This is a genomic window from Microbacterium sp., assembly GCF_047606385.1.
Classification (GTDB): Bacteria; Actinomycetota; Actinomycetes; order Actinomycetales; family Microbacteriaceae; genus Microbacterium.
The window spans coordinates 1-26,360 of sequence record NZ_JASGEL010000110.1; the positions used below are offsets into that span (position 1 = coordinate 1).

The 26,360-nt window shown below is 72.1% G+C and carries 28 protein-coding genes; 9 read left to right on the forward strand and 19 right to left on the reverse strand.

Going from position 1 to position 26,360, the window contains the following annotated elements:
* Positions 1-494: TetR/AcrR family transcriptional regulator (locus tag QM626_RS10760; RefSeq protein WP_415076848.1), on the reverse strand; the 494-nt coding region annotated here is incomplete at its 3' end.
* A gap of 70 nt (positions 495-564) precedes the next feature.
* Between QM626_RS10760 and lipB the strand changes: the two genes are divergently transcribed.
* From lipB to QM626_RS10780, 4 genes are all read left to right on the forward strand, one after another.
* Positions 565-1,203: a lipoyl(octanoyl) transferase LipB gene (gene lipB, locus QM626_RS10765; protein ID WP_415076850.1), complete on the forward strand. Its 639-nt coding sequence runs from the start codon at positions 565-567 to the stop codon at positions 1,201-1,203.
* Positions 1,200-2,198: a lipoyl synthase gene (gene lipA, locus QM626_RS10770; RefSeq protein ID WP_415076852.1), complete on the forward strand. Its 999-nt coding sequence runs from the start codon at positions 1,200-1,202 to the stop codon at positions 2,196-2,198. The genes lipB and lipA overlap by 4 nt, the downstream gene beginning before the upstream one ends.
* Positions 2,199-2,271: 73 nt before the next feature.
* Positions 2,272-3,441 (forward strand): inorganic phosphate transporter, encoded by a 1,170-nt coding sequence (locus tag QM626_RS10775; protein ID WP_415076854.1) that lies wholly within the window; start codon positions 2,272-2,274, stop codon positions 3,439-3,441.
* Entirely contained in the window at positions 3,438-3,758 is a 321-nt protein-coding gene (locus tag QM626_RS10780) for a hypothetical protein (protein WP_415076856.1), read from the forward strand. Before QM626_RS10775 ends, QM626_RS10780 begins: the two co-directional genes overlap by 4 nt.
* 14 nt (positions 3,759-3,772) lie before the next feature.
* Here QM626_RS10780 and QM626_RS10785 read toward each other — a convergent pair whose 3' ends face one another.
* The 10 genes from QM626_RS10785 to QM626_RS10830 all read right to left on the reverse strand — a co-directional run bounded on the left by QM626_RS10785 (position 3,773) and on the right by QM626_RS10830 (position 14,582).
* Positions 3,773-4,276, reverse strand: coding sequence for a DUF2004 domain-containing protein (locus QM626_RS10785; protein ID WP_415076858.1), 504 nt, complete (start codon positions 4,274-4,276; stop codon positions 3,773-3,775).
* Between the two features lie 63 nt (positions 4,277-4,339).
* A complete protein-coding gene (ftsY, locus tag QM626_RS10790; RefSeq protein WP_415076860.1) occupies positions 4,340-5,212 on the reverse strand; it encodes a signal recognition particle-docking protein FtsY in 873 nt (290 codons plus the stop codon).
* A gap of 20 nt (positions 5,213-5,232) precedes the next feature.
* A complete protein-coding gene (locus QM626_RS10795) occupies positions 5,233-5,871 on the reverse strand; it encodes a hypothetical protein (protein WP_415076862.1) in 639 nt (212 codons plus the stop codon).
* 22 nt (positions 5,872-5,893) lie between these two features.
* Entirely contained in the window at positions 5,894-9,358 is a 3,465-nt protein-coding gene (gene smc, locus QM626_RS10800) for a chromosome segregation protein SMC (RefSeq protein WP_415076864.1), read from the reverse strand.
* A gap of 88 nt (positions 9,359-9,446) precedes the next feature.
* Entirely contained in the window at positions 9,447-10,337 is an 891-nt protein-coding gene (gene mutM, locus QM626_RS10805; RefSeq protein ID WP_415076866.1) for a bifunctional DNA-formamidopyrimidine glycosylase/DNA-(apurinic or apyrimidinic site) lyase, read from the reverse strand.
* A complete protein-coding gene (gene rnc, locus QM626_RS10810; RefSeq protein ID WP_415076868.1) occupies positions 10,330-11,025 on the reverse strand; it encodes a ribonuclease III in 696 nt (231 codons plus the stop codon). Before rnc ends, mutM begins: the two co-directional genes overlap by 8 nt.
* Before the next feature lie 10 nt (positions 11,026-11,035).
* On the reverse strand, positions 11,036-11,245 hold the full coding sequence (gene rpmF / locus QM626_RS10815) for a 50S ribosomal protein L32 (protein WP_415076870.1): 210 nt from the start codon (positions 11,243-11,245) through the stop codon (positions 11,036-11,038).
* Positions 11,235-11,756 carry a YceD family protein gene (locus tag QM626_RS10820; RefSeq protein ID WP_415077023.1) on the reverse strand — a complete coding sequence of 174 codons (522 nt, stop codon included), beginning with the start codon at positions 11,754-11,756 and terminating at the stop codon, positions 11,235-11,237. The genes rpmF and QM626_RS10820 overlap by 11 nt, the downstream gene beginning before the upstream one ends.
* An 86-nt stretch (positions 11,757-11,842) precedes the next feature.
* On the reverse strand, positions 11,843-12,340 hold the full coding sequence (coaD, locus tag QM626_RS10825; protein ID WP_415076872.1) for a pantetheine-phosphate adenylyltransferase: 498 nt from the start codon (positions 12,338-12,340) through the stop codon (positions 11,843-11,845).
* Between the two features lie 16 nt (positions 12,341-12,356).
* Entirely contained in the window at positions 12,357-14,582 is a 2,226-nt protein-coding gene (locus tag QM626_RS10830) for an ATP-dependent DNA helicase RecG (RefSeq protein ID WP_415076874.1), read from the reverse strand.
* Positions 14,583-14,631: 49 nt separating this feature from the next.
* Here QM626_RS10830 and QM626_RS10835 point away from each other — a divergent pair, with 49 nt between their 5' ends.
* On the forward strand, positions 14,632-15,207 hold the full coding sequence (locus tag QM626_RS10835; protein ID WP_415076876.1) for an RsmD family RNA methyltransferase: 576 nt from the start codon (positions 14,632-14,634) through the stop codon (positions 15,205-15,207).
* Here the strand turns inward: QM626_RS10835 and thiL are convergent.
* Positions 15,177-16,151 carry a thiamine-phosphate kinase gene (gene thiL, locus QM626_RS10840; RefSeq protein ID WP_415076878.1) on the reverse strand — a complete coding sequence of 325 codons (975 nt, stop codon included), beginning with the start codon at positions 16,149-16,151 and terminating at the stop codon, positions 15,177-15,179. The genes QM626_RS10835 and thiL overlap by 31 nt on opposite strands.
* Positions 16,152-16,203: 52 nt before the next feature.
* Here thiL and QM626_RS10845 point away from each other — a divergent pair, with 52 nt between their 5' ends.
* On the forward strand, positions 16,204-16,674 hold the full coding sequence (locus QM626_RS10845; RefSeq protein ID WP_415076880.1) for a DUF3515 family protein: 471 nt from the start codon (positions 16,204-16,206) through the stop codon (positions 16,672-16,674).
* On the opposite strand, the gene QM626_RS10850 is transcribed toward QM626_RS10845, so the two are convergent.
* From QM626_RS10850 to QM626_RS10880, 7 genes are all read right to left on the reverse strand, one after another.
* The gene (locus QM626_RS10850; RefSeq protein WP_415076882.1) at positions 16,671-17,762 is read right to left on the reverse strand and encodes a D-alanine--D-alanine ligase family protein; all 1,092 of its coding nucleotides are present in this window, start codon (positions 17,760-17,762) and stop codon (positions 16,671-16,673) included. The two genes, QM626_RS10845 and QM626_RS10850, sit on opposite strands and share 4 nt — an antisense overlap.
* On the reverse strand, positions 17,662-18,798 hold the full coding sequence (locus QM626_RS10855; RefSeq protein WP_415076884.1) for an NAD(P)H-dependent glycerol-3-phosphate dehydrogenase: 1,137 nt from the start codon (positions 18,796-18,798) through the stop codon (positions 17,662-17,664). Before QM626_RS10855 ends, QM626_RS10850 begins: the two co-directional genes overlap by 101 nt.
* The gene (locus tag QM626_RS10860; RefSeq protein WP_415076886.1) at positions 18,782-19,558 is read right to left on the reverse strand and encodes a lysophospholipid acyltransferase family protein; all 777 of its coding nucleotides are present in this window, start codon (positions 19,556-19,558) and stop codon (positions 18,782-18,784) included. Before QM626_RS10860 ends, QM626_RS10855 begins: the two co-directional genes overlap by 17 nt.
* Positions 19,558-20,922 carry a UDP-N-acetylglucosamine 1-carboxyvinyltransferase gene (gene murA / locus QM626_RS10865; RefSeq protein WP_415076888.1) on the reverse strand — a complete coding sequence of 455 codons (1,365 nt, stop codon included), beginning with the start codon at positions 20,920-20,922 and terminating at the stop codon, positions 19,558-19,560. Before murA ends, QM626_RS10860 begins: the two co-directional genes overlap by 1 nt.
* Positions 20,923-20,933: 11 nt before the next feature.
* Entirely contained in the window at positions 20,934-21,545 is a 612-nt protein-coding gene (gene leuD, locus QM626_RS10870; RefSeq protein ID WP_415076890.1) for a 3-isopropylmalate dehydratase small subunit, read from the reverse strand.
* A gap of 1 nt (position 21,546) precedes the next feature.
* On the reverse strand, positions 21,547-23,028 hold the full coding sequence (leuC, locus tag QM626_RS10875; protein ID WP_415076892.1) for a 3-isopropylmalate dehydratase large subunit: 1,482 nt from the start codon (positions 23,026-23,028) through the stop codon (positions 21,547-21,549).
* A gap of 174 nt (positions 23,029-23,202) precedes the next feature.
* Positions 23,203-24,681 carry a DUF222 domain-containing protein gene (locus QM626_RS10880; RefSeq protein ID WP_415076894.1) on the reverse strand — a complete coding sequence of 493 codons (1,479 nt, stop codon included), beginning with the start codon at positions 24,679-24,681 and terminating at the stop codon, positions 23,203-23,205.
* A gap of 221 nt (positions 24,682-24,902) precedes the next feature.
* On the opposite strand from QM626_RS10880, the gene QM626_RS10885 reads away from it, so the two are divergent.
* The 3 genes from QM626_RS10885 to QM626_RS10895 all read left to right on the forward strand — a co-directional run bounded on the left by QM626_RS10885 (position 24,903) and on the right by QM626_RS10895 (position 26,282).
* Entirely contained in the window at positions 24,903-25,109 is a 207-nt protein-coding gene (locus tag QM626_RS10885; protein WP_415076896.1) for an antitoxin MazE-like protein, read from the forward strand.
* The gene (locus tag QM626_RS10890; protein ID WP_415076898.1) at positions 25,106-25,432 is read left to right on the forward strand and encodes a type II toxin-antitoxin system PemK/MazF family toxin; all 327 of its coding nucleotides are present in this window, start codon (positions 25,106-25,108) and stop codon (positions 25,430-25,432) included. Before QM626_RS10885 ends, QM626_RS10890 begins: the two co-directional genes overlap by 4 nt.
* A gap of 157 nt (positions 25,433-25,589) precedes the next feature.
* The gene (locus QM626_RS10895; RefSeq protein ID WP_415076900.1) at positions 25,590-26,282 is read left to right on the forward strand and encodes a Type 1 glutamine amidotransferase-like domain-containing protein; all 693 of its coding nucleotides are present in this window, start codon (positions 25,590-25,592) and stop codon (positions 26,280-26,282) included.
* Positions 26,283-26,360 lie beyond the last annotated feature (78 nt).

A 26,360-nucleotide genomic window follows, 5' to 3' on the forward strand; every position in this document is an offset into this window, starting at 1 on the left:
GGCCCCGACTCCGCCCACGCCCACACCGCTGCCAGCACCGCGGCGGCGTGGGCGCCCGCTCGCACCTCGGCCGCGAGCGGCGGCTCGCCCCCGCGGATCAGGCGCGTCGCGATCTCACGCTGCAGCCGTCGCTGCCGCAGCGCGCGATCGCGCTCGAGCTCCGGCATGAGGCCCATCGTCTCGGCGTTCGTGATGGCCAGCGCGAGGGCGTCCGGCTCGAAGCCGGCGCCGATCCCGACGAGCGCCGTCTCGACCGTCGCTCCCGACTCCAGCGCGGCAGCGGCGGCGTCCATGCGCCCGTCGAACCCGGCCCACAGCACGTCGCCCTTCGCGGCGAAGTAGTTGAAGAAGCTGGAGCGGGCGACCCCCGCCCGGCGGGTGATGTCCGAGATCGACGTGGCGTCGTATCCCTGCTCGAAGAACAGCTCGCACGCGGCCTCGGCGATCACCTCGCGCGACGAGGCGCGCGGGCGGCCGGGACGGGAGCTGGACACGCCACCCAGCGTAGGGGCGTCCGGGGCGTATTGTTGGACGCGATCCATGAAGACGTCGGAGAGGGATGCCGTGCTGGATACCGTGACCGTCGGGCTCGGCCCCGACTACGTGCCCTACCTCGACGGCTGGGACCTGCAGCGACGGGTGCACGCCGACGTGCTCGCCGGCGATCGGCCGGACACGCTGCTGCTGCTCGAGCACGAGCCGGTGTACACGGCGGGCAAGCGCACCGAGCCGCATGAGCGCCCGCAGGACGGCACCCCCGTCATCGACGTCGACCGGGGCGGGAAGATCACCTGGCACGGCCCGGGCCAGCTCGTCGGCTATCCGATCGTGCGGCTGCCCGAGCCGTTGGACGTCGTCGCCCACGTGCGCCGCATCGAGCGGCTCCTGATCGGCGTCCTCGCCGGTCACGGCGTCGACGGCTACCAGGTCGAGGGCCGCAGCGGCGTATGGGTGCGCCGGCCGCTGTCGGAGGACAAGGTCGCCGCGATCGGCGTGCGGGTCGAGAAGGGGGTCACGATGCACGGCTTCGCGATCAACTGCGACAACACGCTGGCCGGATTCCGCGGCATCATCCCGTGCGGGATCACGGACGCCGGGGTCACCACGGTCAGCGAGGTCGCGGGCCGCGATGTCTCCCCCCGCGACCTGGTGGCCGACGTGCAGCGTGCGTTCGAGCTCGATTACGCGGGAGCCCTCGCGTGAGCGCCGAGCCGGCCGGCCGCAAGCTGCTGCGCCTCGAGGTGCGCAACGCCGAGACGCCGATCGAGCGCAAGCCGGAGTGGATCAAGACGAAGGCCAAGCTCGGCCCGGAGTACCGCGAGCTGCATCAGCTCGTCAAGACCGAGGACCTGCACACGGTGTGCCAGGAGGCCGGCTGCCCGAACATCTTCGAGTGCTGGGAGGACCGCGAGGCGACGTTCCTCATCGGCGGCTCGCAGTGCACCCGCCGGTGCGACTTCTGCCAGATCGACACCGGCAAGCCCGCCGACTACGACACCGACGAGCCGCGCCGGGTCGCCGAGAGCGTGACCCGGATGCAGCTGCGCTACGCGACCGTGACGTGCGTCGCCCGTGACGACCTGCCCGACGGCGGCGCCTGGCTCAACGCCGAGACGGTGCGCCGCATCCATGCCGCCAACCCCGGCACCGGGGTGGAGCTGCTGGCGACGGACTTCAACGGCGAGCCCTCGCTGCTGAACGAGGTCTTCGACGCCCGGCCGGAGGTGTTCGCCCACAACGTGGAGACCGTGCCGCGGATCTTCAAGCGCATCCGGCCCGCGTTCCGCTACGACCGCTCGCTCGGCGTGCTCACGCAGGCGCGCGAGGCAGGCCTGATCACGAAGTCCAACCTCATCCTCGGCATGGGCGAGGAGCCGGAGGAGGTCGTGCAGGCGCTGCACGACCTGCACGACGCCGGGTGCGACATCATCACGATCACGCAGTACCTGCGCCCGTCGCCGCGGCATCTGCCGGTCGCCCGCTGGGTCAAGCCCGCCGAGTTCGTCGAGTTCAAGGAGGAGGCCGAGCGGATCGGCTTCCTCGGCGTGCTGGCGGGTCCCCTCGTGCGCTCGTCCTACCGCGCCGGCCGGCTCTGGGCGCAGTCCATGCTGGCGAAGGGCCGCGACATCCCGGAGAGCCTCGCGCACCTCGCGCGCGACATCGCCGCCGAGGGCAGCACGTTCGCCCAGGCCGTCTGAACCGGTCACCTGTCGTTCACCTCCGCGGCGTACCGTCGCGCCCGGCGCTGGCCCGGCTCGGAACGGAGACACGATGGACGTTCTCATCCCGGTGTTGCTCGTCGTCTGCCTGTCGATCTTCTTCGACTTCACGAACGGGTTCCACGACACCGCCAATGCGATGGCCACCTCGGTGGCGACCGGTGCGCTGCGACCGCGGACGGCCGTGCTCATCTCGGCTGCGCTGAACCTGGTCGGCGCCTTCCTGTCGACCGCGGTCGCCAAGACGGTGTCGGAGGGGATCCTGCAGCAGGACGATCGCGGTCTGCCGGACATCACGGTGCCGATGATCTTCGCGGGGCTCATGGCGGCGGTGCTGTGGAACCTGTGCACGTGGTGGCTCGGGCTCCCGTCCAGCTCGACCCACGCGCTGTTCGGCGGCCTGATCGGCGCCGCGATCATCGGCGCCGGGTTCGACGCCGTGAACTGGGGTGGCGTGGTCTCGAAGATCGTCCTGCCGGCGCTCCTGTCCCCCTTCATCGCGGGAACGATCGCGCTCGTGGCGACCTACCTCGCGTATCGGGTCACGAAGATGGCGACCGTCGCCGGGTCCTCGACCGCCTTCCGGCACGGGCAGACCGTGTCGGCCTCGCTCGTCTCGCTCGCGCACGGCACCAACGACGCGCAGAAGACGATGGGCGTGATCACCCTGACGCTCATCGTGGCGGGATATCAGGATGCCGGGACGGGTCCCCAGATCTGGGTGATCCTCGCGGCCGGCCTCGCGATCGCGCTGGGCACCTACCTCGGCGGCTGGCGGATCATGCGCACGGTGGGCAAGCGGATCACCGACGTGAGACCGCCGCAGGGCTTCGCCGCGGAGACGAGCTCGGCCGCGACCATCCTCGTCTCGTCGTCGCTCGGCTTCCCGCTCTCGACCACGCAGGTCACCTCCGGCGCGGTCGTGGGATCGGGTCTGGGCAAGCGCCTCGCCTCGGTGCGCTGGAACGTCGTCGCCCGCATCGCCTTCGCCTGGCTCATCACGCTGCCCGCGGCGGCGCTCCTGGGCGGCGCCGGCGCATGGCTCGCCGGTTCCAGCGTGATCGGCCTGACCGTCGTCGTCGTCGCAGGGCTGGCGCTGTGCGTCGGAATCTGGACGCTCGCGCGCAGACGTCCGGTGACCGCGGCGACCGTGAACGACGAGTCGCTCGACGCGGACGCCCTCGCCGGCCGCGACCGCAACCGTGAGGAGATCGGCGCATGAACGTCGTGAGGATGGACGGCTCAGGGCAGTGGCTCGGCGTCGACTGGGGGGCGATCGGACTGGTGTTCGTCGTCGGGCTGGTCGCCACGGTCGTGATCGTCGGCTGCTACGCCCTCGGCACGCGGCTGCTGGCGGTCGGGGCGCCGGACGTCGAGGTGCCCGACGGCGGAGACCCCGAGGGGCCCGCCGCGATCGTGAGACCGCGACGGCAGCCGCGGCCGGCCCTGGCCACCGTCGGCGCCGCGCTCTGCTATGCGGTCGGGATCGCGGCGACGCTCTACGGCATCTACCTCGTCATCCCGGCCTTCCACCGCTGAGCGGTGGAAGCGGCTCAGTCCGCGCTGGTGACCGACTGCACCGCGCCCTCGGAGTCGAGGTTCACCAGCAGCACGTCGTCGGCCTGATCCGCGTCCAGCGCGTACTCGAGCACGGCGAAGGGATCCGTGCCGCCGTGCTCGTCGGCGAGGATCGTCATGCTCATGAGCTGCAACGCCTTGATGATGTCGATCTGGACGTCGCCGGACTGATCGACCGGCAGCAGCTCGCTGATCTCCTCGCCGAAGGTCTCCTGCTGCTGCAGGATGTACTCGATCACCTCGCTGGTGCGGTCGTCCAGCTCGGCGACCATGGCGTTGCGGGCCATCAGATCGACGCTCTCCAGCGAGGAGATGAGCGCCGCGGCGACGTCGAGCGCGGCCGGCGACACGTCGTCCTGGTCCGGCGCGGTGAGGTCCACCGAGACGGACTGGTCGCCGAACTCGATCGTCTCCGACCAGAAGATCGACCCGTCGGGCCCGGACTCCAGCAGCCCGAAGAAGTCATGCTCGATCGCCATGCACCCATGAAACCAGGCGAAGGGGTCACCCCGATAGTCACCGCCGTGTCGCGGCGCGCCGCGTCAGCCGACGAGCGCCTCGACGAACACGTGAGGGGTGAACCCGGTGAGATCGGCGATCCCCTCCCCCTGTCCGAGGAGCTTGACCGGGATGCCGGTGCGCTCCTGCACGGCGAGCACGAAACCGCCCTTGGCCGAGCCGTCGAGCTTGGTGAGCACGAGACCGGTGACGCCGGCGTGCTCCAGGAACGCCTGCGCCTGCATCACGCCGTTCTGCCCTGTCGTGGCGTCCAGCACCAGCAGCACCTCGCTGATCGGCGCCTGCTTCTCGACGACCCGGCGGATCTTGCCGAGCTCGTCCATCAGGCCGCCCTTGGTGTGCAGACGCCCGGCGGTGTCGATGAGCACGATCTCGGTGCCGGTGGTCTGCGCGAACTCGACCGTCTGATAGGCCACGGATGCCGGATCCTGTCCTTCGTGCTGCGGCCGGACGATCGCGGCTCCGCCCCGCTCGGCCCAGGTCGCGAGCTGGTCGACGGCGGCGGCGCGGAAGGTGTCGGCGGCGCCGACCACGACCTGGCGCCCGTACCGGCGCAGGAAGTTCGCGAACTTGCCGATCGTGGTGGTCTTGCCCACCCCGTTCACCCCGACCACGAGGACGACCGCCGGGCGCTCGGTCAGCCGCAGCGTCGTGTCGAAGGCGGCGAAGTGCTCCTCCAACGTCTCCTTCAGCATCCGCTGCAGGTCCTTGGGGTCGGTGGTGCGGAACCGCTCCACCTTCTCGCGCAGCTCGTCGACGAGACGCTCGGTGATGTCGGGACCGAAGTCGGCGGTCAGCAGCGCCGACTCGAGGTCGTCCCAGGTCTCCTCGTCGATGACGGGCTTGACGAACATCCCGCGCAGGGCACGCCCCAGCGACCACGATCTCTCGGCCATGCCTCCAGCCTACGGGCCGGTCACGACCCGCCGAGGAAGTACGCGGCGAACGCGCCCTCGTTCTCGAGGTAGCTCTGCCACTGGTCGAGCACGTCGATCCCGGACGGGCACTCCAGCGACGCGATCAGCCCTTCACCCAGGACGGTGAACGCCCGCGCCGACACCACGTAGATGGTGCCGCGCTCGCTGTCGGCGCCCAGCAGCGAACGCGCCGAGATCAGCGAGCTGCCGGAGACGAAGTCGGCGACGTCCGACTCCACATAGTCCTCGATGTCGGCGACGGTCGTGCCCGTCTCGGCGGCGAGCAGCGCGTCGGAGGCGGCGCTGTCGCCGGACGCCGTGTCGACGCCGTCGAGGTCGCCCTGCCAGAACCCGAGCGTGCACGAGGTCGAGGAGTCCGTGTACCCCCACGACGAGCCGTCCTCGGAGGCGGCGACCGCGGTGAACGCGTCGTCGGAGGCGAACGGGTCCGACCACTGCACGATCGTGCCCGCGGTCAGCTCCGACCCGGCGTCGAACCCGAGGTCGGAGGCGAGCGGGGCGGCCGTGGGCAGGTCCGCGGTGGTGCCCGTGCTCGACGAGCCGCATCCGGTCAGCAGGAGCACGAGACCCGCCCCGACGCCGATGACCGCCAGGGACCGCCGCACAGCTCTCGTCACCGTCCCAGGCTAACCGGCGGGATCAGGACGCGGCGGCCTCACGGACGCGCTGGCCCACCACGGCGGAGACGCCGTCCTGTCGCATCGAGACCCCGTAGAGCGCGTCCGCGATCTCCATCGTGCGCTTCTGGTGCGTGATGACGATGAGCTGGCTGGCCTCGCGCAGCCGCTCGAACACGCTCAGCAGCCGCCCGAGGTTCGCGTCGTCGAGCGCGGCCTCGACCTCGTCGAGGATGTAGAAGGGGCTCGGGCGCGCGGTGAAGATCGACACCAGCAGGGCGACGGCGGCAAGGGACCGCTCGCCCCCCGAGAGCAGGGAGAGCCGTTCGACCTTCTTGCCCACGGGGCGCACCGAGACCTCGATGCCGGTCGTCAGCGGGCTGTCCGGGTCGGTGAGCGCGATCGACCCGGCGCCGCCGGGGAAGAGCATCGGGAAGATCTCCGTGAACGCCTGCCGGGTGTCCTCGAACGCGGCGACGAAGATCTCCTGCATCCGCTCGTCGAGCTCCGCGATGATCGTCATCAGATCGGCGCGGGTGCGTGTCAGGTCGGCCAGCTGCTCGGTCAGGAAGGCGTGGCGCTGCTCCAGGGCGGCGAACTCCTCCAGGGCGAGCGGGTTGACACGGCCGAGCTGGGCCAGCTTGCGCTCCGCGTCGGCCAGCAGACGGCGCTCGGCGGCGCGGTCGAACGGCGTCTCGGCGTCCGGGTCGGGCGCGTACTCGGCGACGAGCACGTCCTCATCGAGGGCCAGCTCGCTGGCGGCACGTTCGAGCAGGCTCGTCACGTGCAGCCGCTGCTCGTGGATGCGCAGCTCGAGGCCGTGCACGCTCTCCGTCAGCGCGGAGAGGCGCTCGCGCGCCGCGGCCTCGGTCCGGCGGTGCTCCGCGAGCTCCGTCGTCACCGCGATCCGTGCCGCCTCGGCGGCGGCGAGCTCGGCGCGCGCCTGGGTGACGGAGCGGTCGACGGACGTCAGCAGCGGCGGCAGGGACGCGACGACCGACGCTGCGACGGCGCGCTGCTCCCGCCGGATGACGGCGCGCCGGGCCGCCTCCTCCTCGGCCGCCCGCTCCCGCTGGCGCTGGCGCTCGAGCCCCGCGATGCGGGCCTCCGCCGCGCGGACGCGTTCCCGAGCGGTCTCGACGTCGAGACGGGCGCGCATCTCGGCCTCGCGCGCGGTGTCGAGCGCCTGCAGCATCCCCTCGCGCGCCGACGCGTCCAGGATGGGACGCGGTGCCTCGAGCGCGTGGGCGAGCCGCTCCTCGGCGACGCGCGCCGCGTCGCGTGCCGAGGCCGCGGCCGACTGCGCCTGCCCGAGCGTCTGGGTCAGACGCTCGCACTCGGCCACGGCGGCCTCGTGCCGCACGGTGGCCCGGTTGACCTGCTCGCTGTGCGCGGCGAGGGCGGCGTCGTGCGCGCGCAGTGCGTCCAAGGCGTGCCGGGTCGCTTGGCGGGATTCGTGCTGGGCGAGGGTGCGCTCGGCCAGGGCGTCCCGCAACGAGTCGGCGACGACGGTGATCTCCGCGAGGCGGTCGGCCGCGGCATCCCGTTCGGCCGCGAGCTCGAGACGCGACCTCGCCTGACCGGACCCGGCGCGCACGGTGTACCGCGTGACGATCTCGCCGCTGCGGGTGACGACGGTCAGCTCGCCGGCCGCCGCGGCCCGCTGTGCGGACTCCAGGTCGTCGGCGACGACGACGCGGGACAGGAGTCCCCGCACGCCCGTCGGCGCGGTGACCACCGACGCCGCGGCGACGGTGCCCGCCGGCGCGGCGATCGGCGGGGGCGCGGTGACGTCGGCGATCACGATGTCGATGACGCCGAGCTCTTCCGCGTACGCGCGGGATGCCACGCGCCGCGCCGCCGCGGCGCTGTCGACCAGCACCCCCTCGGCGATCGAGCCGAGCGCGGCCGCGATCGCCGGCTCGTACCCCGCCTCGACCTGCACCGCATCGCCGACGAGCCCGCGGATGCCGTCGCCGCCGGCGGCGATCAGCTCGCTGGCGCCGCCGCGCACGTCGAGCGCCCGCCCGAGCGTCGCGATCTGGGCCGTCAGCGCGTCCGCCTCGCGCTCGGCCGCGTGCAGGCGGTCACGGATGCCGGTGACCTCCGCCTCGACCTCGGTCGCGCGACGCTGGGCCTGTTCGTATGCGGCCGCGTGCTCCGCCGACGACTCCTCGGGCACGAGGTCGGGGTCGACGCCGGCGAGCTGCGCGGCCGCCTCGGCACGGCGGGCGACGGCGGCGTCGAGAACACGCTGCTGCCGGTCGACGGCCCCCTCGACCGCAGCGAGGGCGGACGCGGCGGCCTCCGCCGTGCCCCGCAGCGCCGTCAGGCGCATGTCATGCTCGGACACGAGCGCGCTCTGCGCGGCGATGTCCGCGTCCAGGGCATCGAGCTCGGCGCGGGCCCGGGCGACCTCACGGGCGGCGGCCGCCGCGGCATCCTGCCCGTCGCCGATGCCGCCGCTGATCTCCTCCAGCTCCGTGCGCGCCGCGTCGATGTCGGCCTGCGACACGGTGACGGAGGGCAGCAGCGCGCCCTCGTCAGCGCTCAGCAGCGCGAGACGCTGCTGAGCCAGCGACGACAGGCCGCGCAGCCGCTCCTGCACCTGTTCCAGGGCGAAGGTCACGCTGCGCGCCTCATCGACCGCCTCAGCGCGCTGATCGCCCTCGAGCCGGGCGATCTTCGCCTTCACCTGGTCGAGCTGGTCCTGCAGCACGAGGCGCTCGGCGTGCCGCTCCTGCTCGTTTCGGGCGTGGTCCGCGAGATCGCGTCGCAGGCCGACCAGCTCGTCGGCGTACAGGCGCGCCTTCGCATCGCGCACGTCGGCGGCGATCGTGGCCGCTTCGCGGGCGACCTCGGCCTGCCGGCCCAGCGGCTTGAGCTGTCGCCGGATCTCGCCGGCCAGGTCGCTCAGGCGGGTGAGGTTGGCCTCCATCGCCTCGAGCTTGCGGAGCGTCTTCTCCTTGCGCCGGCGGTGCTTCAGGATGCCGGCGGCCTCCTCGATGAAGCCGCGCCGGTCCTCCGGGCTCGCCTGCAGCACCGTGTCCAGGCGCCCCTGGCCGATGATGACGTGCATCTCGCGGCCGAGACCGGAGTCGCTCAGCAGCTCCTGCACGTCCAACAGGCGGCAGGACTCGCCGTTGATGGCGTACTCGCTCGCGCCGTTGCGGAAGAGGGTCCGGCTGATGGTCACCTCGGCGTACTCGATCGGCAGGGCGCCGTCGGCGTTGTCGATCGTGAGCTGCACCTCGGCGCGACCGAGCGGGCCGCGGGTCGAGGTGCCGGCGAAGATGACGTCCTCCATCTTGCCGCCGCGGAGGGTCTTCGCGCCCTGCTCCCCCATGACCCAGGCGAGCGCGTCGACGACGTTCGACTTGCCCGAGCCGTTCGGCCCGACGATCGCGGTGACACCGGGCTCGAGGGCGAACGTCGTGGGCTGCGCGAACGACTTGAACCCTTTGAGCGTGACGCTCTTCAGGTGCATGGAGATCCTCCGGGTCGGCCGTCCGCGCCTACGCTACCGGAGCGGCTGCCCACGGCCGGGAGCCCCGCCGACCCCGGCGCGGGCCGGCTCACCGCCGCCGCTGGCAGCGCGGGCAGAAGTGGCTCGATCGGTTCGTGAACGAGACGCGCACGAGCGGGGTGCCGCATCGCGGGCACGGCTGACCCGTGCGGCCGTAGGCCTGCAGCGACCGGGCGAAATACCCCGCCTGCCCGTTCACGTTGACGTACTGCGCGTCGAAGCTCGTGCCGCCTTCGGCCAGCGCCCGCTCGAGCACCGCGCGCACCTCGGCGAGCATCCGGTTCACGGCACGGGAAGGCAGCGCGTCGGCGAAGGTCTCCGGGTGGATGCGGGCCGCCCACAGCGCCTCGTCCGCGTAGATGTTGCCGATGCCGCTGATGACCGTCTGGTCCAGCAGCACCCGCTTGACCTGGACGTGCTTGCGGCCCAGGGCCGTCCGGAAGCGCGCCTCGTCGAACGCCGGGTCGACGGGGTCGCGCGCGATGTGGGCGACCTGGGTCGGCACGGACGCCGCACTGCTCCCTGCGCCGCCGGCCGCGCCGTCTCCGGTGGGCACGAGGACGTCGATCGCGAGCGAGCCGAAGGTGCGCTGGTCGGCGAAGACGACGGCGAGCTCGCCGTGCACGGGGTGGGCGAGCTCGATCCGGACGCGTTCGTGCCGTTCGCGCGGTGCGCCGGGCTCACGCAGCAGCAGCTGACCGCTCATTCCGAGGTGTCCGACGACCGCGTCGTCGTCGTCGAGCGGCAGCCACAGGAACTTGCCGCGGCGCACCGCCGCGATCAGCGTGCGCCCGGCGAGCCGGCGCTCGAAGTCCTCGCCGCCACCGCTGTGGCGGGTCAGGGCGCGCTCGTCGAGCACCTCCACGCCGAGGACGCGGGCGCCGGTGACGGCGGGTTCGAGGCCGGCACGGACGACCTCGACCTCCGGGAGCTCAGGCACGTCCGCTGAGCCGGTTCCAGGCGTCGAGCGCAGCGGCCATCTCGGCCTGCTTCTTGCTCGTGCCGGATCCTTCGCCGCGGTGCGGACCGACGCGCGCGACCGCGACGAACGTGCGGGCGTGGTCGGGCCCGTCCGCCTCGACCCCGTACGAGGGAGCGGGCAGGCCCATCGCGGCGGCGAGCTCCTGCAGGCTGGTCTTGGGGTCGATCGCCGCGCCGTATCGGTCGGGATCCGCCAGCAGCGGCTCGACCAGCCGCAGCACGAGCGCGGTGGCGGCGTCCTGACCCGCCGACAGATACGTGGCGCCGATCAGCGCCTCCATCGTGTCGGCCAGGATCGAGTCCTTGTCGGCGCCGCCCGTCAGCTGCTCGCCGCGACCGAGGCGCAGGAACGGTCCGAGCCCGACGGTGCGCGCCACCTCCGCGAGGGCGACCGTGGAGACGACACTCGCCCGGCGCTTGGCCAGCGATCCCTCGTCGAGGTCGGGATGCCGCGTGTACAGCCGCACGGTCACCGCCTGGCCGAGCACGGAGTCGCCGAGGAACTCGAGCCGCTCGTTGTGCGGGATCTGCCCGTGCTCGTACGCATACGAGCGATGCGTCAGCGCCAGCGAAAGAAGCTCGGGGTCGATGTCGACCCCGAGCTTCAGCGCGAGTGCGGCGGGATCCGCCGCCGCCACCTCCGTCACCGGACGCGGATCAGACGTCGGCGACCTTGCGGCCCTTGTACTCGAGGAACAGCTCGGTGCCCTGCGAGTCGGTGACGACCTTCGCCTGGTGGGGGCGGCTGTACACGGTCTTGCCGTTCTCGACGGTCTTCACCAGCGCGGGCGCGTCGGCCTTCCACTGCGAGCGGCGCGAACGGGTGTTGGAGCGCGAAACCTTGCGCTTCGGGGGGTTACCTGCCATGGTCTTCTCTTTCCTCGGAGTTCTGGGGGTTCGTCCCGGACGCGCCGGGATCCGCTGCCGGCTCGGCGAGCAGATCGGCCAGCGCCGCCCAGCGTGGATCGCGGGTCTGAACTGGCGTCTGCTTCGGGCTGTCGGCCAGACGTTCGCCCGTGACGGGGTCGAGCCCCGGGCAGTCAGGCCGGCACACCGGCTGGAACGGAAGCGAGAGGACGATCGCATCCCTGACCAGAGTTTCAAGATCCACGTGGTCGTCTTGAACCTCGAAGTCGTTCGCTTCCTCTCCAGGATACGCGAAAAGCTCCTGGAACTCGACTTCGACGGGCCCGTCGACCTCGATCAGGCACCGTCCGCACTCGCCGGTGTAGCGGGCCCGGACGTCGCCGGACGCGAGGATGCCCTCGTGCACCGACTCGAGACGCACGTCGACGCCGAGCGTCTCGCCGGCGTCGACGGCGACGAGTCCCTCCCCCCACTTCTCCGAGAGGGTGACCTCGAACGAGGTCTCGCGCATGTGGCCGGGGCGGTGCTCGATGTCGCGGACGTTGACGGCGAACGGGCCGGGCCTACGGGTTCTCACCACGGGAGTCTACCGATCGCTCAGCCGCGGTGGCCGGTGTCCAGGAAGCGCGCGACGACCGCGGGAACGTACGGCGACACGTCGCCGCCGAGCGCGGCCACCTGGCGCACGAGCGAGCTGGAGACCAGGGCGTGCGCCGGATCGGGCAGCAGGAACACGGTCTCGACGTTCGCGAGGTTCCGGTTCACGAGCGCCATGGGCGCCTCGTAGGTCACGTCGACCTGGGACCGGATGCCCTTGACCAGCACCCCCGCGTCGACGTCGGTCGCGTAGTCGACGAGCAGTCCCATGCTCCACGACGCGACGATCACGTGATCGGCCGCGATGCCGGCTTCGGCGACCGACTGCTCCAGCAGGGTGAGACGCTGCGCGATCGGCAGCATCGCCTCCTTGCCGGGGTTGTGGACGACGACGACGTGGACCTGGTCGTAGAGGTCCGCGGCGCGGCGGATGACGTCGAGGTGGCCGAGCGTCGGCGGGTCGAACGACCCCGGGACGACGGCGATCCGGTTGCTCACGGTCACAGCGTAACGGTCAGTTCTTCGCGAGCGCCGCGCGCTCGGTCACATCGAGCCGCCGCTCGATGGCCTGCGCCAGGCCGGGGTGGCTCGACAGCGTCGGGTCGGCCTCGAGGAGCTCCTCGGCGGCCTGGCGCGCCGCGCCGATGAGGTCGGCGTCGGTCACGACGCGCAGCAGGCGCAGGGACGAACGGACACCGGACTGCATCGCGCCGAGCACGTCCCCCTCGCCCCGCAGCTGGAGGTCGACCTCGGCGAGGGCGAACCCGTCGAGCGTCTCGGCCACCGCCTCCACGCGGGCCCGCGCCGGGCTGCGCAGGCCGGCGTCGGTGACGAGCAGGCACAGACCCGGCACCTCGCCGCGTCCCACCCGGCCACGCAGCTGGTGCAGCTGCGAGACGCCGAAGCGGTCGGCATCCATCACGATCATCGTCGACGCGTTCGGCACGTCGACGCCGACCTCGATCACGGTGGTCGCCACCAGCACGTCGATCTCGCCGGCGGCGAAGGCGCGCATGACACGGTCCTTCTCCTCCGCCGGCATCCGCCCGTGCAGCGTCTCGACACGCGCGGAGGCCAGCCGGTAGTGCGTGGCCAGCAGCGCCGCGACCTGCACCACGCCCCATCGGGCCACCGACGGGGGGCCGACCTCGTCGGGCCGCACCAGGTCGGTGTCGGGCTCCTCCTCGGGCTCGGGCTGATCCGTGTCGATCGCGGAGCACACCACGAACGCCTGGCGGCCCTGCGCGATCTCGTCGGCCGCCCGGTCGAAGACGCGCGCGAACAGCTCCGGCCGCTCGGCCAGCGGCGCCACGAAGGTCTCGATGCCGGCGCGGCCGGCGGGCATGGTGCGGATGACGGACACGTCGAGGTCGCCGAACACGGTCATCGCGACGGTGCGCGGAATCGGGGTCGCCGTCATGACCAGCGCGTGCGGGCTCGTGCCCTTCGCACGCAGGGCCTCGCGCTGCTCGACCCCGAACCGGTGCTGCTCGTCGACGACCACGAGGGCGAGGTCGGCGAAAGTGGTCTTCTCCCCCAGCAGCGCGTGCGTGCCCACCACGATCAGCGCCTGACCGGATGCGACGCGCAAGGACGCCTTGCGGCGCTCGGCGGTCGTCAGCTGCCCGGTGAGCAGGGTCGGCATCAGCAGCGGCGCGAGCTCGGGGCCGAGCATCCGGCTGATCGAGCGGAGGTGCTGCGCGGCGAGCACCTCGGTCGGGGCGATGAGCGCGCTCTGGCCTCCGCTCTGCGCGACCTGCAGCATGGCGCGCAGGGCCACGAGGGTCTTGCCGGAGCCGACCTCGCCCTGCACCAGCCGGTTCATGGGCCACGGGCCGACGAGGTCGGCGGCGATGCGGTCGCCGACCGTCGCCTGGTCGGCGGTCAGCGCGAAGGGAAGCGCGGCGTCGAAGCGGGCGAGCAGGTCGCCGGCCGGACGCGGCGTCGCCACCAGTGCGCGGACGGCCTGCCGCTCCTGCAGCAGCGCCGTCTGCAGCACGAGGGCCTCGTGCCAGCGCAGCGTGAACTGCGCCTCGGCGACGTCGGCCTCGGTGTCGGGGTGATGGATGCGCTCGAGCGCGCTGCGGAAGGGCAGCAGCGCCTGGCGCTCCCGGACCTCGCGCGGCAACGGGTCCGGCGGATCGTCGATCACGGTCAGCAGATGGTCGATCACGCGCGCGATCGTCCACGTCGGCAACGCGGCGGTGGCCGGATAGATCGGGATCGGCCGGTCGGCGAACTCTCGGGCGGTGACCTCCGACAGCCCGATCCGAAGCGGTGCGGAGGCCGGCTCGACTCCCAGCGCCGGCAGCTCGGCCGGATCGGCGCCGCCGTCGAACAGCTGGTAGTCCGGGTGCGCGAACTGGACGCCGCCCCGGTACGCGCCGACCTTGCCGGAGAAGATGCCCCGTCGGCCCGGGGTGAGCTCTTTGGCCCGCCAGCTCTGGTTGAAGAACGTGAGCTGGACCTCGCCGTCGCCGTCGGTGATCGTGACCTCGAGGATGCTGCCGGGACGGCTCTGCATCCGTCGTTCGCGCACCTGCCTGACCTGCGCGACGATCGTGACCTGCTCGCCGACGACGAGCGAGGCGATCGGCGTCAGCTCGCCACGGCGCGCGTAACGCCGGGGATAGTGCGCCAGCGCGTCGCCGACCGTGCGCATGCCGAAGGCCCGCGCCAGCACGGACGCGGTCTTGCCGCCCACGACGGCGTCGAGCCGGCTGTCGAGGGTCACGGTCACGGCTGAAGTCTAGGACGGGGCGCCGACACGCCCTGACTAGGGTGGGACGGTGACCCGGATCATCGCGGGGATCGCGGGCGGGACCAGACTCGACGTCCCCGCGCGCGGCACCCGTCCCACCAGCGAGCGCGTGCGCGAGTCGATGTTCGGCGCGCTCGAGACCGCGGACGCCCTGCGCGGCGCCCGCGTGCTCGATCTGTACGCCGGCTCGGGCGCGCTCGGGCTGGAGGCGCTCAGCCGCGGGGCGGCGGGTGTCGACCTGGTCGAGAAGGCGGGCCCGGCGGCGACGGTCGCCGCGCGGAACGCGGAGCGGGTTTCCCGAGTCGTCGGCGCGCCGGCACGCGTCCACCGCACCGAGGTCCGCGCGTTCCTGCGGGCGGCGACGGGGCCGTTCGACCTCGTCTTCTCGGATCCGCCGTACGATCTCGCGGACGCCCCGCTGGGCACCGACCTGCGGGCCCTGACGGGGCTGCTCGCCGGGGACGCGCTGGTCGTGGTCGAGCGCGCCCGCCGCTCCGCGGAGCCGGAGTGGGCGGACGCCGGGCTCGAGCCGGTGCGCGACCGCGTCTACGGCGACACGGTCGTGTGGTGGGCTCAGCCGCGCGCCTGGTCCCAGTCGGAGTAGGGGTCCCAGCCGCCCCGGCAGGTGGGCGCCTCGCCGTCGACGAGCACCGGATGCGCGCCGTGCGGCGTGACCCGTCCGATGGCACGGAACCCGGCCGGCACGGCGTCGCGGGGGAACGTCGCGAGCAGGGCGTGGTCCTCGCCGCCGATCAGGGCGAGCGGGTCGCCGCCGAGCGCCGCGGTGGCCAGCTCCAGGCAGACCCGGGAAGCGATCGCCAAGCGGGTCGCGTCGAGCACCAGGCCGTCCGACACGTCCATCATGGCCGTGGCGCCCTGGTGCGCGGCGGCGTGGCCGAGCGCGATCGGCGGCTCCGGACGCACCTGCGCCGCGACCGCGCGGCGCTCGGCCGGCGTCAGGACGGCGGGGTCGACGGGGACGGCGTGGCCGTCGACGTCCCGGAACCGCTCGAACAGGATCTGCAGGCCGTGCGCGGCGAGCCCGGCGTGGCCGGCGAGGGCGACGATGTCGCCGGGGCGGGCGCCGGAGCGCCGCACCGCGGGTCCGTCGAGGGTCCCGAGGGCCGTCACCGCGATCGTGAGCGTGTCGGATGCGGCGAGGTCGCCGCCTTCGACGGCGCAGCCGGGCGCGAGGGACAGGCAGGCCTGCCGGAGCCCGTCCGCGAGGTCCTCGACGAAGGCGACCGGGGTGTCGTCCGGCATCGTGAGCGCGACGAGCAGCGCGATCGGCCGGGCTCCCATCGCCGCGATGTCGGCGAGGTTGACGGCCGCGGCCTTCCAGCCGAGGTCGTGGCCGCTCGACCACGCGAGCCGGAAGTCGGGGCCGTGCACGAGGGTGTCGGTGCTGGCGACGACACGCCCGCCCGCCACGCGCAGCACGGCGGCGTCGTCACCCGGGCCCACCTCCGCGGTGCTCGGGGCGAGGCGCGCGAGGATGCGGCGCAGCACCTCGGTCTCCCCGGCCTGTCCGACCGTGCGTGCGTGCATGCCTCCACGGTATCGGGCGGGCGTCGTCGCGGCGTCGGGTTAGCCTTGACGGGTGACCCGACGCCGCCGCCTCGCCGTGCTCGTGGCGACCGGATCCGTCGCCGTCGGCACGCTCGCCGGGTGCGCGAGCACCGTGTCCCTTCAGGCCGCTCCGGACGCGAACGATCCGCTGTGCGCGCAGATCACGGCCTACCTGCCGTCGACGCTCGACGGACAGGCGCGCCGGTGGACCGACGCGCAGGCGACCGGCGCGTGGGGGGATCCGGCGAGCATCATCGTGTCGTGCGGGGTCACGCCGCCCGGCGCGTCGACGCTGCCGTGCCAGACCGTCGACGGGGTCGACTGGCTCATCGATGACAGCGAGGCGCCGTACTACCGGTTCACCACGTTCGGCCGCACGCCCGCGGTGGAGGTGTACCTGGACTACGACGTCGTCTCCAGCTTCGACACCCTCGACGCCCTCGCGCCGCTCGTGGGCAAGCTGCCGGTCGATGCCGCGTGCACCGACCGCCCCGACTCCTAGCGGGCGCCGCGCTCGAGCGCGGTGTCGATGAGCTCCGAGATCAGCTCCGGGTAGGTCATGCCGGACGCGATCCAGCACTTCGGGAACATCGAGATGGGCGTGAACCCGGGCATCGTGTTGATCTCGTTGACATAGAAGTCGGTGCCGGTGAAGAAGAAGTCGACGCGTGCCAACCCCTCGCCGCCGAGCGCCTCGAAGGCCCTGGCCGCGATGCGCTGCATCTCCGCCGTCTCCCCCTCGCGCAGGTCGGCGGGGCAGACCAGGTCGACGCCGGGGGCGTTCAGATACTTCGCCTCGAAGTCGTAGAAGTCGCGTCCGGTGATCACGATCTCCCCCGGCACGCTCACTCGCGTGTCGCCGCCATCCCGGCCGGGAAGCACGCCGCACTCCAGCTCACGGCCGACGATGGCCTGTTCGACAAGAACGGTGTCGTCCTCGGCGAAGGCGACCTCCCACGCCGCGTCGAGGCCGCCCTCGTCTTCCACCTTCGACACCCCGACGCTGGATCCCGCTCGCGCGGGCTTCACGAACACCGGCCACCCGAGGCCGCGGATACGGCGAAGCCACAGGTCACGGTCACGATCCACGTCACGACGGGTCACGGACACAGAGGGCACGACGGGCACGCCGGCCGCTCGCAGGACGCTCTTGGTCGCGTTCTTGTCCATGCCCAGCGCCGATGCGAGCACGCCGCAGCCCGCGTAGGGCAGGCCGAGCAGCTCCAGCAGGCCCTGGATCGTGCCGTCTTCGCCGAAGCGGCCGTGCAGGATCGGCAAGACGACGTCGACGACGCCCAGCGAACGCACGCCCTGAGAATCCGACACCCGGAGCTCACGCGTCGCCGCCGAGTCCGGCCACAGGATCCGGGTGCCGTTGTCGACGACCTCCGGCAGGTGCACGGGATCCAGCGCGAACCGGTCGGGGTCGTCGGCCTCCAGCACGAACGCGCCCTGACGGGTGATCCCGACCGGGATCACCCGGTAGCGGTCACGGTCGATCGCCCGCAGCACCCCGCCCGCCGTGGCGGAACTGATCGAGTGCTCGCTCGAGCGCCCGCCGAAGAGCACCACCACTGCCGGCTTGTCCATGCTGCGTCCTCTCCCCCTGCGGGGTGTCGTCGTCCGTGGTCAGGTGCGGCGCGATCTCCCGCGGGTCCATGGTGCCGTCGAGCACGCGCTTGACCTGCTCGACGATCGGCATCTCCACCCCGATGCCCTTCGCCAGCTGCAGGATCGGGGCGACCGAGCCGAGCCCCTCCGCGGTCTGCTGCATGTTGTCCACGACGTCCTGGAAGCTGTATCCCTGGCCGAGCAGGCGCCCGGCGGTGTTGTTGCGACTGAGCGGCGACTGGCAGGTCGCGATCAGGTCGCCCAGTCCCGCCAGGCCCTGCAGGGTCTCGGGCTGCGCACCGTGCGCGACCGCGAAGTCGGTCATCTCGACGAGCCCGCGCGTGATGATCGACGCCTTCGTGTTCTCGCCGTAGCCGACGCCGTCCACGATGCCGATCGCCACGGCGATGAGGTTCTTGAGCACGCCGCCGAACTCGGTGCCGATGACGTCGGTGTTCACGAAGGTGCGGAAGTAGCCGTTGCGCGCGCGGCGTGCGACCGCCTCGGCGGTGGCGAGGCTCGTGGAGGCGATGACGGCCGCGGTGGGCTGCTCCTGCGCGATCTCCAGCGCCAGGTTCGGGCCGCTGGCCACCGCGATGCGGTCGGGATCGCAGGCGAGCTCCTGCTCGATGACCTCGCTCATGCGCAGGCCGGTGCGCTTCTCGACGCCCTTCATGAGCGAGACGATCGGCGCCTCGGTGCCCACGACCAGCGGGCGAAGGACCGTGAGGTTCTCGCGCAGCGCCTGGCTCGGCACGGAGAGGTAGATCTGCTCGGCGCCGTCGACCGCGACGGCCAGGTCGGCGGTGGCGGTCATGCCCTTCGGCAGGTTGATGCCCGGCAGGTAGGCGCTGTTGCGCCGTGCGGTGCGGATCTCCGCCGCGAGCTCCGGGCGGCGGGCCCACATCATGACGGACGCGCCGCCGTCGGCGAGGATCTTGCCGAACGTCGTCCCCCAGCTGCCGGCGCCGAGCACCGCGACCCGGGGGCGGGCGGGGTCAGCTCTCCGGCTCAAGGCGCCCCGTCTCCTTCTGGCCGTGGTCGTGCGGGTTCCAGCGCACGGCCGGAGCGGGGATGCCGCGCAGCTGCGCGAGCAGCTCGGCGATGCGGTCCATCAGACGGGCCGTGACCCGTGTCTGCACCCAGGCGAGGTTCGCCTGCGCCCGCTCCTCGGAGATGTCGAGCGGTGCGCCGACGAGGAACCGGATCGGCTTGCGCAGCGGCCAGAACCGCATCCTGCCGTAGCGCGGGAACACCTCCTGCGCGCCCCACTGCGCGACCGGGATCAGCGGGATGTCGCCGACCAGGGCCAGGCGCGCCGCGCCGGTCTTGCCGCGCATCGGCCACAGATCGGGGTCGCGGGTCAGGGTGCCCTCCGGATACACGATCACGCCGGCGCCGTGCTCGGCCAGGTGCGTGGCGGTGTCGAGGGTCTGCTTTGCCGCGACCGACGAGCTCGCCCGCGCCACCGGGACCATGCCGGTGCCGCGCATCGCGGGTCCGAGCACGGGGACCCGGAACAGGCTCTCCTTCGCCATGAAACGGGGCGCACGTCCCAGCCGCCACACCGCGACCGCGACGATCAGCGGATCGATCTCGCTGTAGTGGTTGGGGGCGAGGACGAACGGGCCCTCCTCGGGGAGGTTCTCCTCGCCGAGGATCTCGATCTTCACGAAGATGCCGAGCACCGGCACGATGATGCCGCCGAGCAGCCAGAACAGGCTCGGCCGCGACTTCTCGCGATCGACGAGTCGCTTGCGCAGGCGCTGGCCCATCAGCCGATCACGTCGAAGTCGGCGCCGAGCCCGGAGAGCTTGTCGAGGAAGTCGGCGTAGCCGCGGCGGATGATGCCGATGTTGCGCACCGTCGACACCCCGGACGCCGTGAGCGCCGCGATGACGTGGCTGTACCCGCCGCGCAGGTCGGGCACGGTGATGTCCGCGGCCGTCAGCGGCGTGGGGCCTTCGATGACCGCGGCCTGCTCGAGCGAACGTCGCGGCACCCGGCGCGGGCCCTCCTGCAGCCCGTTCGGGTAGACCTGGATCCTCGCGCCCATCTTCACGAGCGCGTCGGTGAAGCCGAAGCGGTTCTCGTACACCGTCTCGTGCACGATCGAGCGGCCGTGGGCCTGGGTGAGCGCGACGATCAGCGGCTGCTGCCAGTCGGTCATGAACCCCGGGTGCACGTCGGTCTCGACGGTCACGCCGCGCAGCCGGCCGCCGCGACCGAACAGGATGCCGTCCTCGCGCACGTCGAAGTCGCCGCCGACCTTGCGCACCACGTTCAGGAACGTGAGCATCTCCTGCTGCCGCGCGCCGCCGACGAAGATCTCGCCGTCGGTGGCCAGCGCGGCGCACGCCCAGCTGGCGGCCTCGTTGCGGTCGAAGATGGCGCGGTGGTCGTAGCCGCGCAGCCCCGCGACGCCCTCGATGACGATCACGCGGTTCGGCTCGTAGGAGATGATGGCGCCCATCTTCTGCAGCACCGCGATCAGGTCCATGATCTCGGGTTCGATGGCCGCGTTGCGCAGCTCGGTGGTGCCGGTCGCGCGTACCGCCGTCAGCAGCACCTGCTCGGTCGCGCCCACGCTGGGGTACGGCAGATGGATGTTCGCACCGCGCAGGCCGTTCGGCGCCGACAGTCGGATGCCGCTGGGCTGCTTCTCCACGACCGCGCCGAACTTGCGGAGCGCATCGAGGTGGAAGTCGATCGGACGGTCGCCGATGCGGCATCCGCCGAGGTCGGGGATGAACGCCTGGCCCAGCCGGTGCAGCAGCGGGCCGCAGAACAGGATCGGGATGCGGGAGGCACCCGCATGCGCGTCGATCTCCTCGAAGTGCGCCGACTCGACCTCGCTCGGATCCAATCGCAGCGAGCCGGGCTCGGGCCCTTCCTCGACGCGCACGCCGTGCACCTCCAGGAGCGAACGCACCACCGCGACGTCGCTGATGTCGGGCACGTCGCGCAGCACGCTGGGCTCCTCGCCGAGCAGAGCGGCCACCATCGCCTTGGTGACGAGGTTCTTGGCGCCCTTGACCTCGACGGTGCCGGACAGCGCCCGGCCTCCCCGGATCGCCAGGACCTCCCCCTCGGAACCCTTCTTGCCTGCTGCGGTGTCGGTTTCGCCGAGGAGTGTCATAGGGGCTTGCCTCACTGTGCGGGGAGCGGGGGGACGGGTAGCGTCCGCGGCTTCCAGGATTCGCGTCGCGCCTCGTAGGCGGCGATCTTGTCTTCGTTCCGGAGTGTCAGCCCGATGTCGTCGAGCCCCTCCAGAAGCCGCCACCTAGTGTAATCGTCGATCTCGAAACCGACCCGGAGCTCGCCCAGCCGCGCTTCGCGCACCTCGAGGTCGACCGTGATCTCGACGCCCGGCTGCGCCTCGATCGCCGCCCACAGCGCCTCCAGGTCGGACTCGCCGATGACACCGGCCAGCAGGCCCTGCTTGCCCGCGTTCCCGCGGAAGATGTCGGCGAACCGCGGGCTGAGCACGGCCGCGAAACCGTAGTCGCGCAGCGCCCAGACGGCGTGCTCACGGCTGGACCCGGTGCCGAAGTCGGGACCGGCGACCAGCACCGAGCCCGCGCGGTAGGCGGGCTGGTTCAGCACGAAGCCAGGGTCCTGCCGCCAGCTGGCGAACAGTGCGTCGTCGAAGCCGGTCTTGGTGACGCGCTTGAGGTACACGGCGGGGATGATCTGGTCCGTGTCGACGGCGGAGCGGCGCAAGGGCACGGCGACGCCGGTGTGGGTGGTGAACTTCTCCATGTCAGGCCTCGACCTTCTCGCCCGCCGAGCTGATGATGTGCGGATCCGCCGGCTCCAGATCGCTCGGGCTCGACAGCGTGCCGCGCACCGCGGTCGCCGCCGCGACGAGCGGCGAGACCAGGTGGGTGCGGCCGCCCTTGCCCTGACGGCCTTCGAAGTTGCGGTTGCTCGTCGAGGCGCAGCGCTCGCCCGGAGCGAGCTGATCGGGGTTCATGCCCAGACACATCGAGCAGCCGGCGAAGCGCCATTCCGCGCCGAAGTCGATGAAGACCTTGTCCAGGCCCTCGGCCTCGGCCTCCAGACGCACCCGCGCCGAGCCCGGGACGACCATCACCCGGACGTTCTCGGCCTTCGTACGGCCCTTCACGACGGAGGCGAACGCGCGCAGGTCCTCGATGCGGCTGTTCGTGCAGGAGCCCATGAACACGGCGTCCACCGGCACGTCCTTCAGCGGTGTGCCGGGCACCAGGTCCATGTACTCCAGCGCACGCTGCGCCGCGACCTTGTCGTTCGCGTCGGAGAAGTCGTCCGGCGAGGGCACGACGTCGCTCAGCGACACGCCCTGGCCGGGGTTGGTGCCCCAGGTGACGAACGGCTCCAGCTCGTTCGCGTCCAGGAACACCTCGGCGTCGTAGACGGCGCCCTCGTCGCTGGGCAGCGTGCGCCAGTAGGCGACCGCATCCTCCCAGTCCTGCCCCTGCGGCGCGTGCGGCTTGTCCTTCACGTAGGCGAACGTCGTCTCGTCGGGCGCGACCATGCCGGCTCGGGCCCCGGCCTCGATCGACATGTTGCAGATCGTCATGCGCCCCTCCATCGACAGCGCACGGATGGCGCTGCCGCGGAACTCGAGCACGTAGCCCTGACCGCCGTTGGTGCCGATCTTGGCGATGACGGCCAGGACGATGTCCTTGGCGGTGACGCCGGGCCGCAGCGTCCCCTCGACGGTGATGGCCATGGTCTTGAACGGCTTCAGCGGCAGCGTCTGCGTCGCCAGCACGTGCTCGACCTCGCTCGTGCCGATGCCGAAGGCCATGGCGCCGAACGCGCCGTGGGTCGAGGTGTGGCTGTCGCCGCACACCACCGTGATGCCCGGCATCGTCAGGCCCAGCTGCGGGCCGACGACGTGGACGATGCCCTGCTCCCGGTCGCCCAGCGAATGGATGCGCACGCCGAACTCGGCGGCGTTGCGGCGCAGCGTCTCGATCTGGGTCCGGCTCGTCAGGTCGGCGATCGGCTTGTCGATGTCGAGCGTCGGGGTGTTGTGGTCCTCGGTGGCGATCGTCAGGTCGAGCCGGCGGACCGGCCGGTCCTCGGCGCGCAGCCCGTCGAACGCCTGCGGACTGGTGACCTCGTGCACGAGGTGCAGGTCGATGTAGATGAGGTCGGGCTCGCCGTTCTCGCCCTTGACGACGAGGTGGTCGTCCCAGACCTTCTCGGCCAGGGTGCGCGGACGCTCGGGGATGTCGGATGCAGCGATGCTCATGTCTGTGGGTCTCCGTGAGAGGGGGGTTCAAGCCCGCGACGAACTCCGCGACGAGTCAGGCTTGGAATCAGCACCCGTCGCGGCCGCTAAGGAGAAGACGAGCGATCCGCACCCGCCCAGACTACCACCGCGCTTCCGCTACGGCCGCGAGGGCCGGCCGACGGCCCGGGAGCGTCAGAAGGGGAACGGCGGCGAGAATGGCGGTGGCTCCGGATCGGGCTTCGGCGCGGCGTCCGGGTCGGGGACGAAACGCACGGTCGCGGGCGGGCGGTCGACATAGCGACGGCCGACGGGCGAGGTCCACTCGATGACGCCGCCGCGGCGCTGACGGACACGCCAGGGCGTCGCGTGCTTCAGGCTGTGGTGCCGTCGGCAGAGGTGGCAGAGGTTGTGGTCGCACGTGGCGCCGCCGAGAGCAGCGTCTTCGTTGTGATCCACGTCGCAGCCGCGTGCCGGGCGCACGCAGCCCGGGAACCGACAGCGCTCGTCGCGGGCGCGGAGGAATCGCCCCAGGTCGGCGTTCGGCCGGTAGCGGTCGACGGCCAGCACCGCCCCGGTATAGGGGTCGGTCAGCACGCGATCCCATCCGGGAGCGCCGTGCGCCAGGCGGCGTGCCGTCTCCAGATCCATCGGTCCGCTCCCGGCGAGCAGCGCCGGCGTCGAGCCGACACCGGCCAGGGACAGCGCGGGAACGGTGACCTGCACGTGGCCGGTGATCGCGTCGATCCCGTCGCCGTGCGCGACCGGGGCGCCGGCGAGCAGCAGGTCGGCGAGCAGATCGGCGCGCACCTGGCCGATGCGACGCGTGTCGGCGTCCCCGTCGACGCACGCGCCGCCGTCGGGCTCGAAACCGCGAGGCGTCGTGGTGAGCGTGGGGGTGGCCGGGTACTCGGCTTCCGCGCCGCTGCCGGACCTGCCGTCCGCGGCGGCGGCGCCGTCGCCCGGGTCCGCTGCGCCGGCACGATCGCCGTCCTCGTCCGTCCCCTGCACGCGATGCGCCATCTCCGTGAGACGGTCGACGATGGCGTGCGCGAGCGTGGCCGGCAGGTCGGCGGTCAGGCGTGCCATGTCGTCGCCCAGGTTTCGCACCCAGACGTCGCGGTCGGCGCGGCGTTCGGCGATGCGTTCGGCGGCGCCGACGGGGTCGATCCTCGCGGCGATCGCCGGGGCGATGGAGCGGAGCCGGTTCGCGCTCTCGAACCGGGCGACCTCGAGAATCCGGTCTTCGTAACCTGCACGGAGCGATGCGGGCAGGTCTCTGCCGGCGGCGAGGACGGCGGCAGCGTGGCCGGCGTCGATCTCGCCCCGTTCCCAGGCCGCGAGAGTCGACGGGAACTTCTCCGCCATCGACCACGCGTCGCCCATCCGGCGCTGCACCGCGCGGTCGCAGAGCCGGAGCGCGGCCGACAGCTCGGCGCTCATCTCACGCAGCGGCATGTCCGCATCCGGCACGTGCCGATCGCCGCGGCGCAACGCCTCCTCGGCCCGGGCATGCGCCCGCTCGGTGCGCGCGACCACCACCTCGGCGGCCCGGGCGAGGACCTTCGACTCCCAGGCCTGTGCCGCCGCGATCGCGCGGTGCGCCGCCTCCAGCTCGCACACCAGCGCATCGACCTCGGCGGTGTCGGCGCCGGCCGTTCGGACGCTGCCCATCTTCGACTCCAGAGTGCTGCCGCGCGAACGCGGAACCCGGGTCGCACCGAGGGGCACCGTGCGACTTTCTGACATCCCTCACGCTACCCCGGGGTTCCGACATCGATCTGCACGTGGGACCAGGTTCCAAGATGTCGGATTCCAGAGCGAGGTGTCGGCGATGTGCCGGACCTGGGTCGGGCGGTATTGCGGCGCCCTCTGTTACATGTAACAATATCGGCATGGCCGTGCGTGAGCGGGTGAGCGAGTATCGGCGCCGGATGCGGGAGCGAGGGTTCCGCCCGGTGCAGATCTGGGTGCCCGACGTGCGGACCCCGGCGTTCGCGACGGAGGCGCGTCGTCAGGCGGCGCTCGTGGCTGCCGCCGACCGGCACAGCGATGAGCAGGCATTCGTCGAAGCGATCTCCGTGCCTTGGGACGAGGAGTGATCCGAGGCGAACTGTGGACCGTCACGGGCGGTGTCTACGCCTCGAAGCCACGCCCGGCATTGATCTTCCAGGATGATGCCTTCGAAGGCACGCACTCCGTGACGGTGTTGCCGTTGACGAGCATCCTCGTCGACGCTCCACTCCTGCGGGTGCGGGTCGTCGGCGGCGATCTTTCCGGCCTCGAACGAGATAGCGACATCATGATCGACAAGCTGACGACCGTCCGGCGGGCCAACGTCAACACTCGTGTCGGCCGGCTGTCGGCCGAACAGTTGGCCGAGGTCGAGCGCGCCGTCATGGCGTTCCTCGGTCTCGCGCGGTGACGTCTCTCTCGGAATCCGCCACCTCCCGCGGGGATCCTGCGCCCGAGACCGAGCTCAGCCCCGCAGGAAGCGGACGGCCCGCGACCGCGCGTGGGCCCGCCCGCGCCGGTGCTGATCGGGCTTCCGTGCCTATCTGCTCTAGTCTTGGTCGGTGCGGATGCTCCTCACATCCAACGGGGTCGGGAACCCACTCATCCGGGACGCGCTCGTCGATCTCCTCGGCAAGCCGATCGCGGACTCCCGTGTCGTCGTCGTGATCGACGCGATCCTCGGGCTCCCCGGTGACAGCTCGACGCTCGTCGAGCACCTCGAGGGGCTGTGCGCGCTCGGTTGGGCGGAGTTGGACGTGGTGTCGCTCTTCGCCGGACCGCGGGCGCTTGTCAAGTCGCGGCTGAGATCGGCAGACGTGATTCTCGGCTACGGCGGCAGCAACCTGTGGCTGGCGCACGCCTGGACGGCGACCGACCTCGCACCCGTCCTCGCGGAACTGCTCGAAGAGAAGGTGTACGTCGGATGGAGCGCGGGGTCGATGATCTTCCCGCGTCTGCTGGGTCGCTGGCCGGAGGCCTTCGACGATCAGGACGAGCTCGACCTGTTCGGACTCGATGCTGCCGCGCCCGCCGTGCCGCTCTTCGACTGGTTCTTCATGGGACACCTCGGAGCCGATTGGATGCCGGCGGACGCCGAGGTCCGGGCCGCGCGCGGCGCCGCCCGGACGCGCCAGCCCGTCTGGTTCCTCGACGACGACTCCGCGCTCCTCGTGCGCGATCCCACGGCCGACCCGGTCGTCATCTCCGCGAGCCACTGGCGCCGTTTCGGCACCGACGGCACGCTGATCGAGTCGCGCTGACACACGACGCGTTCCGCCGGGTGTCGCACTGTTTCGACCGATTCCGGCTCGCCGCCCGGCGCATGCGACGCTGAACGG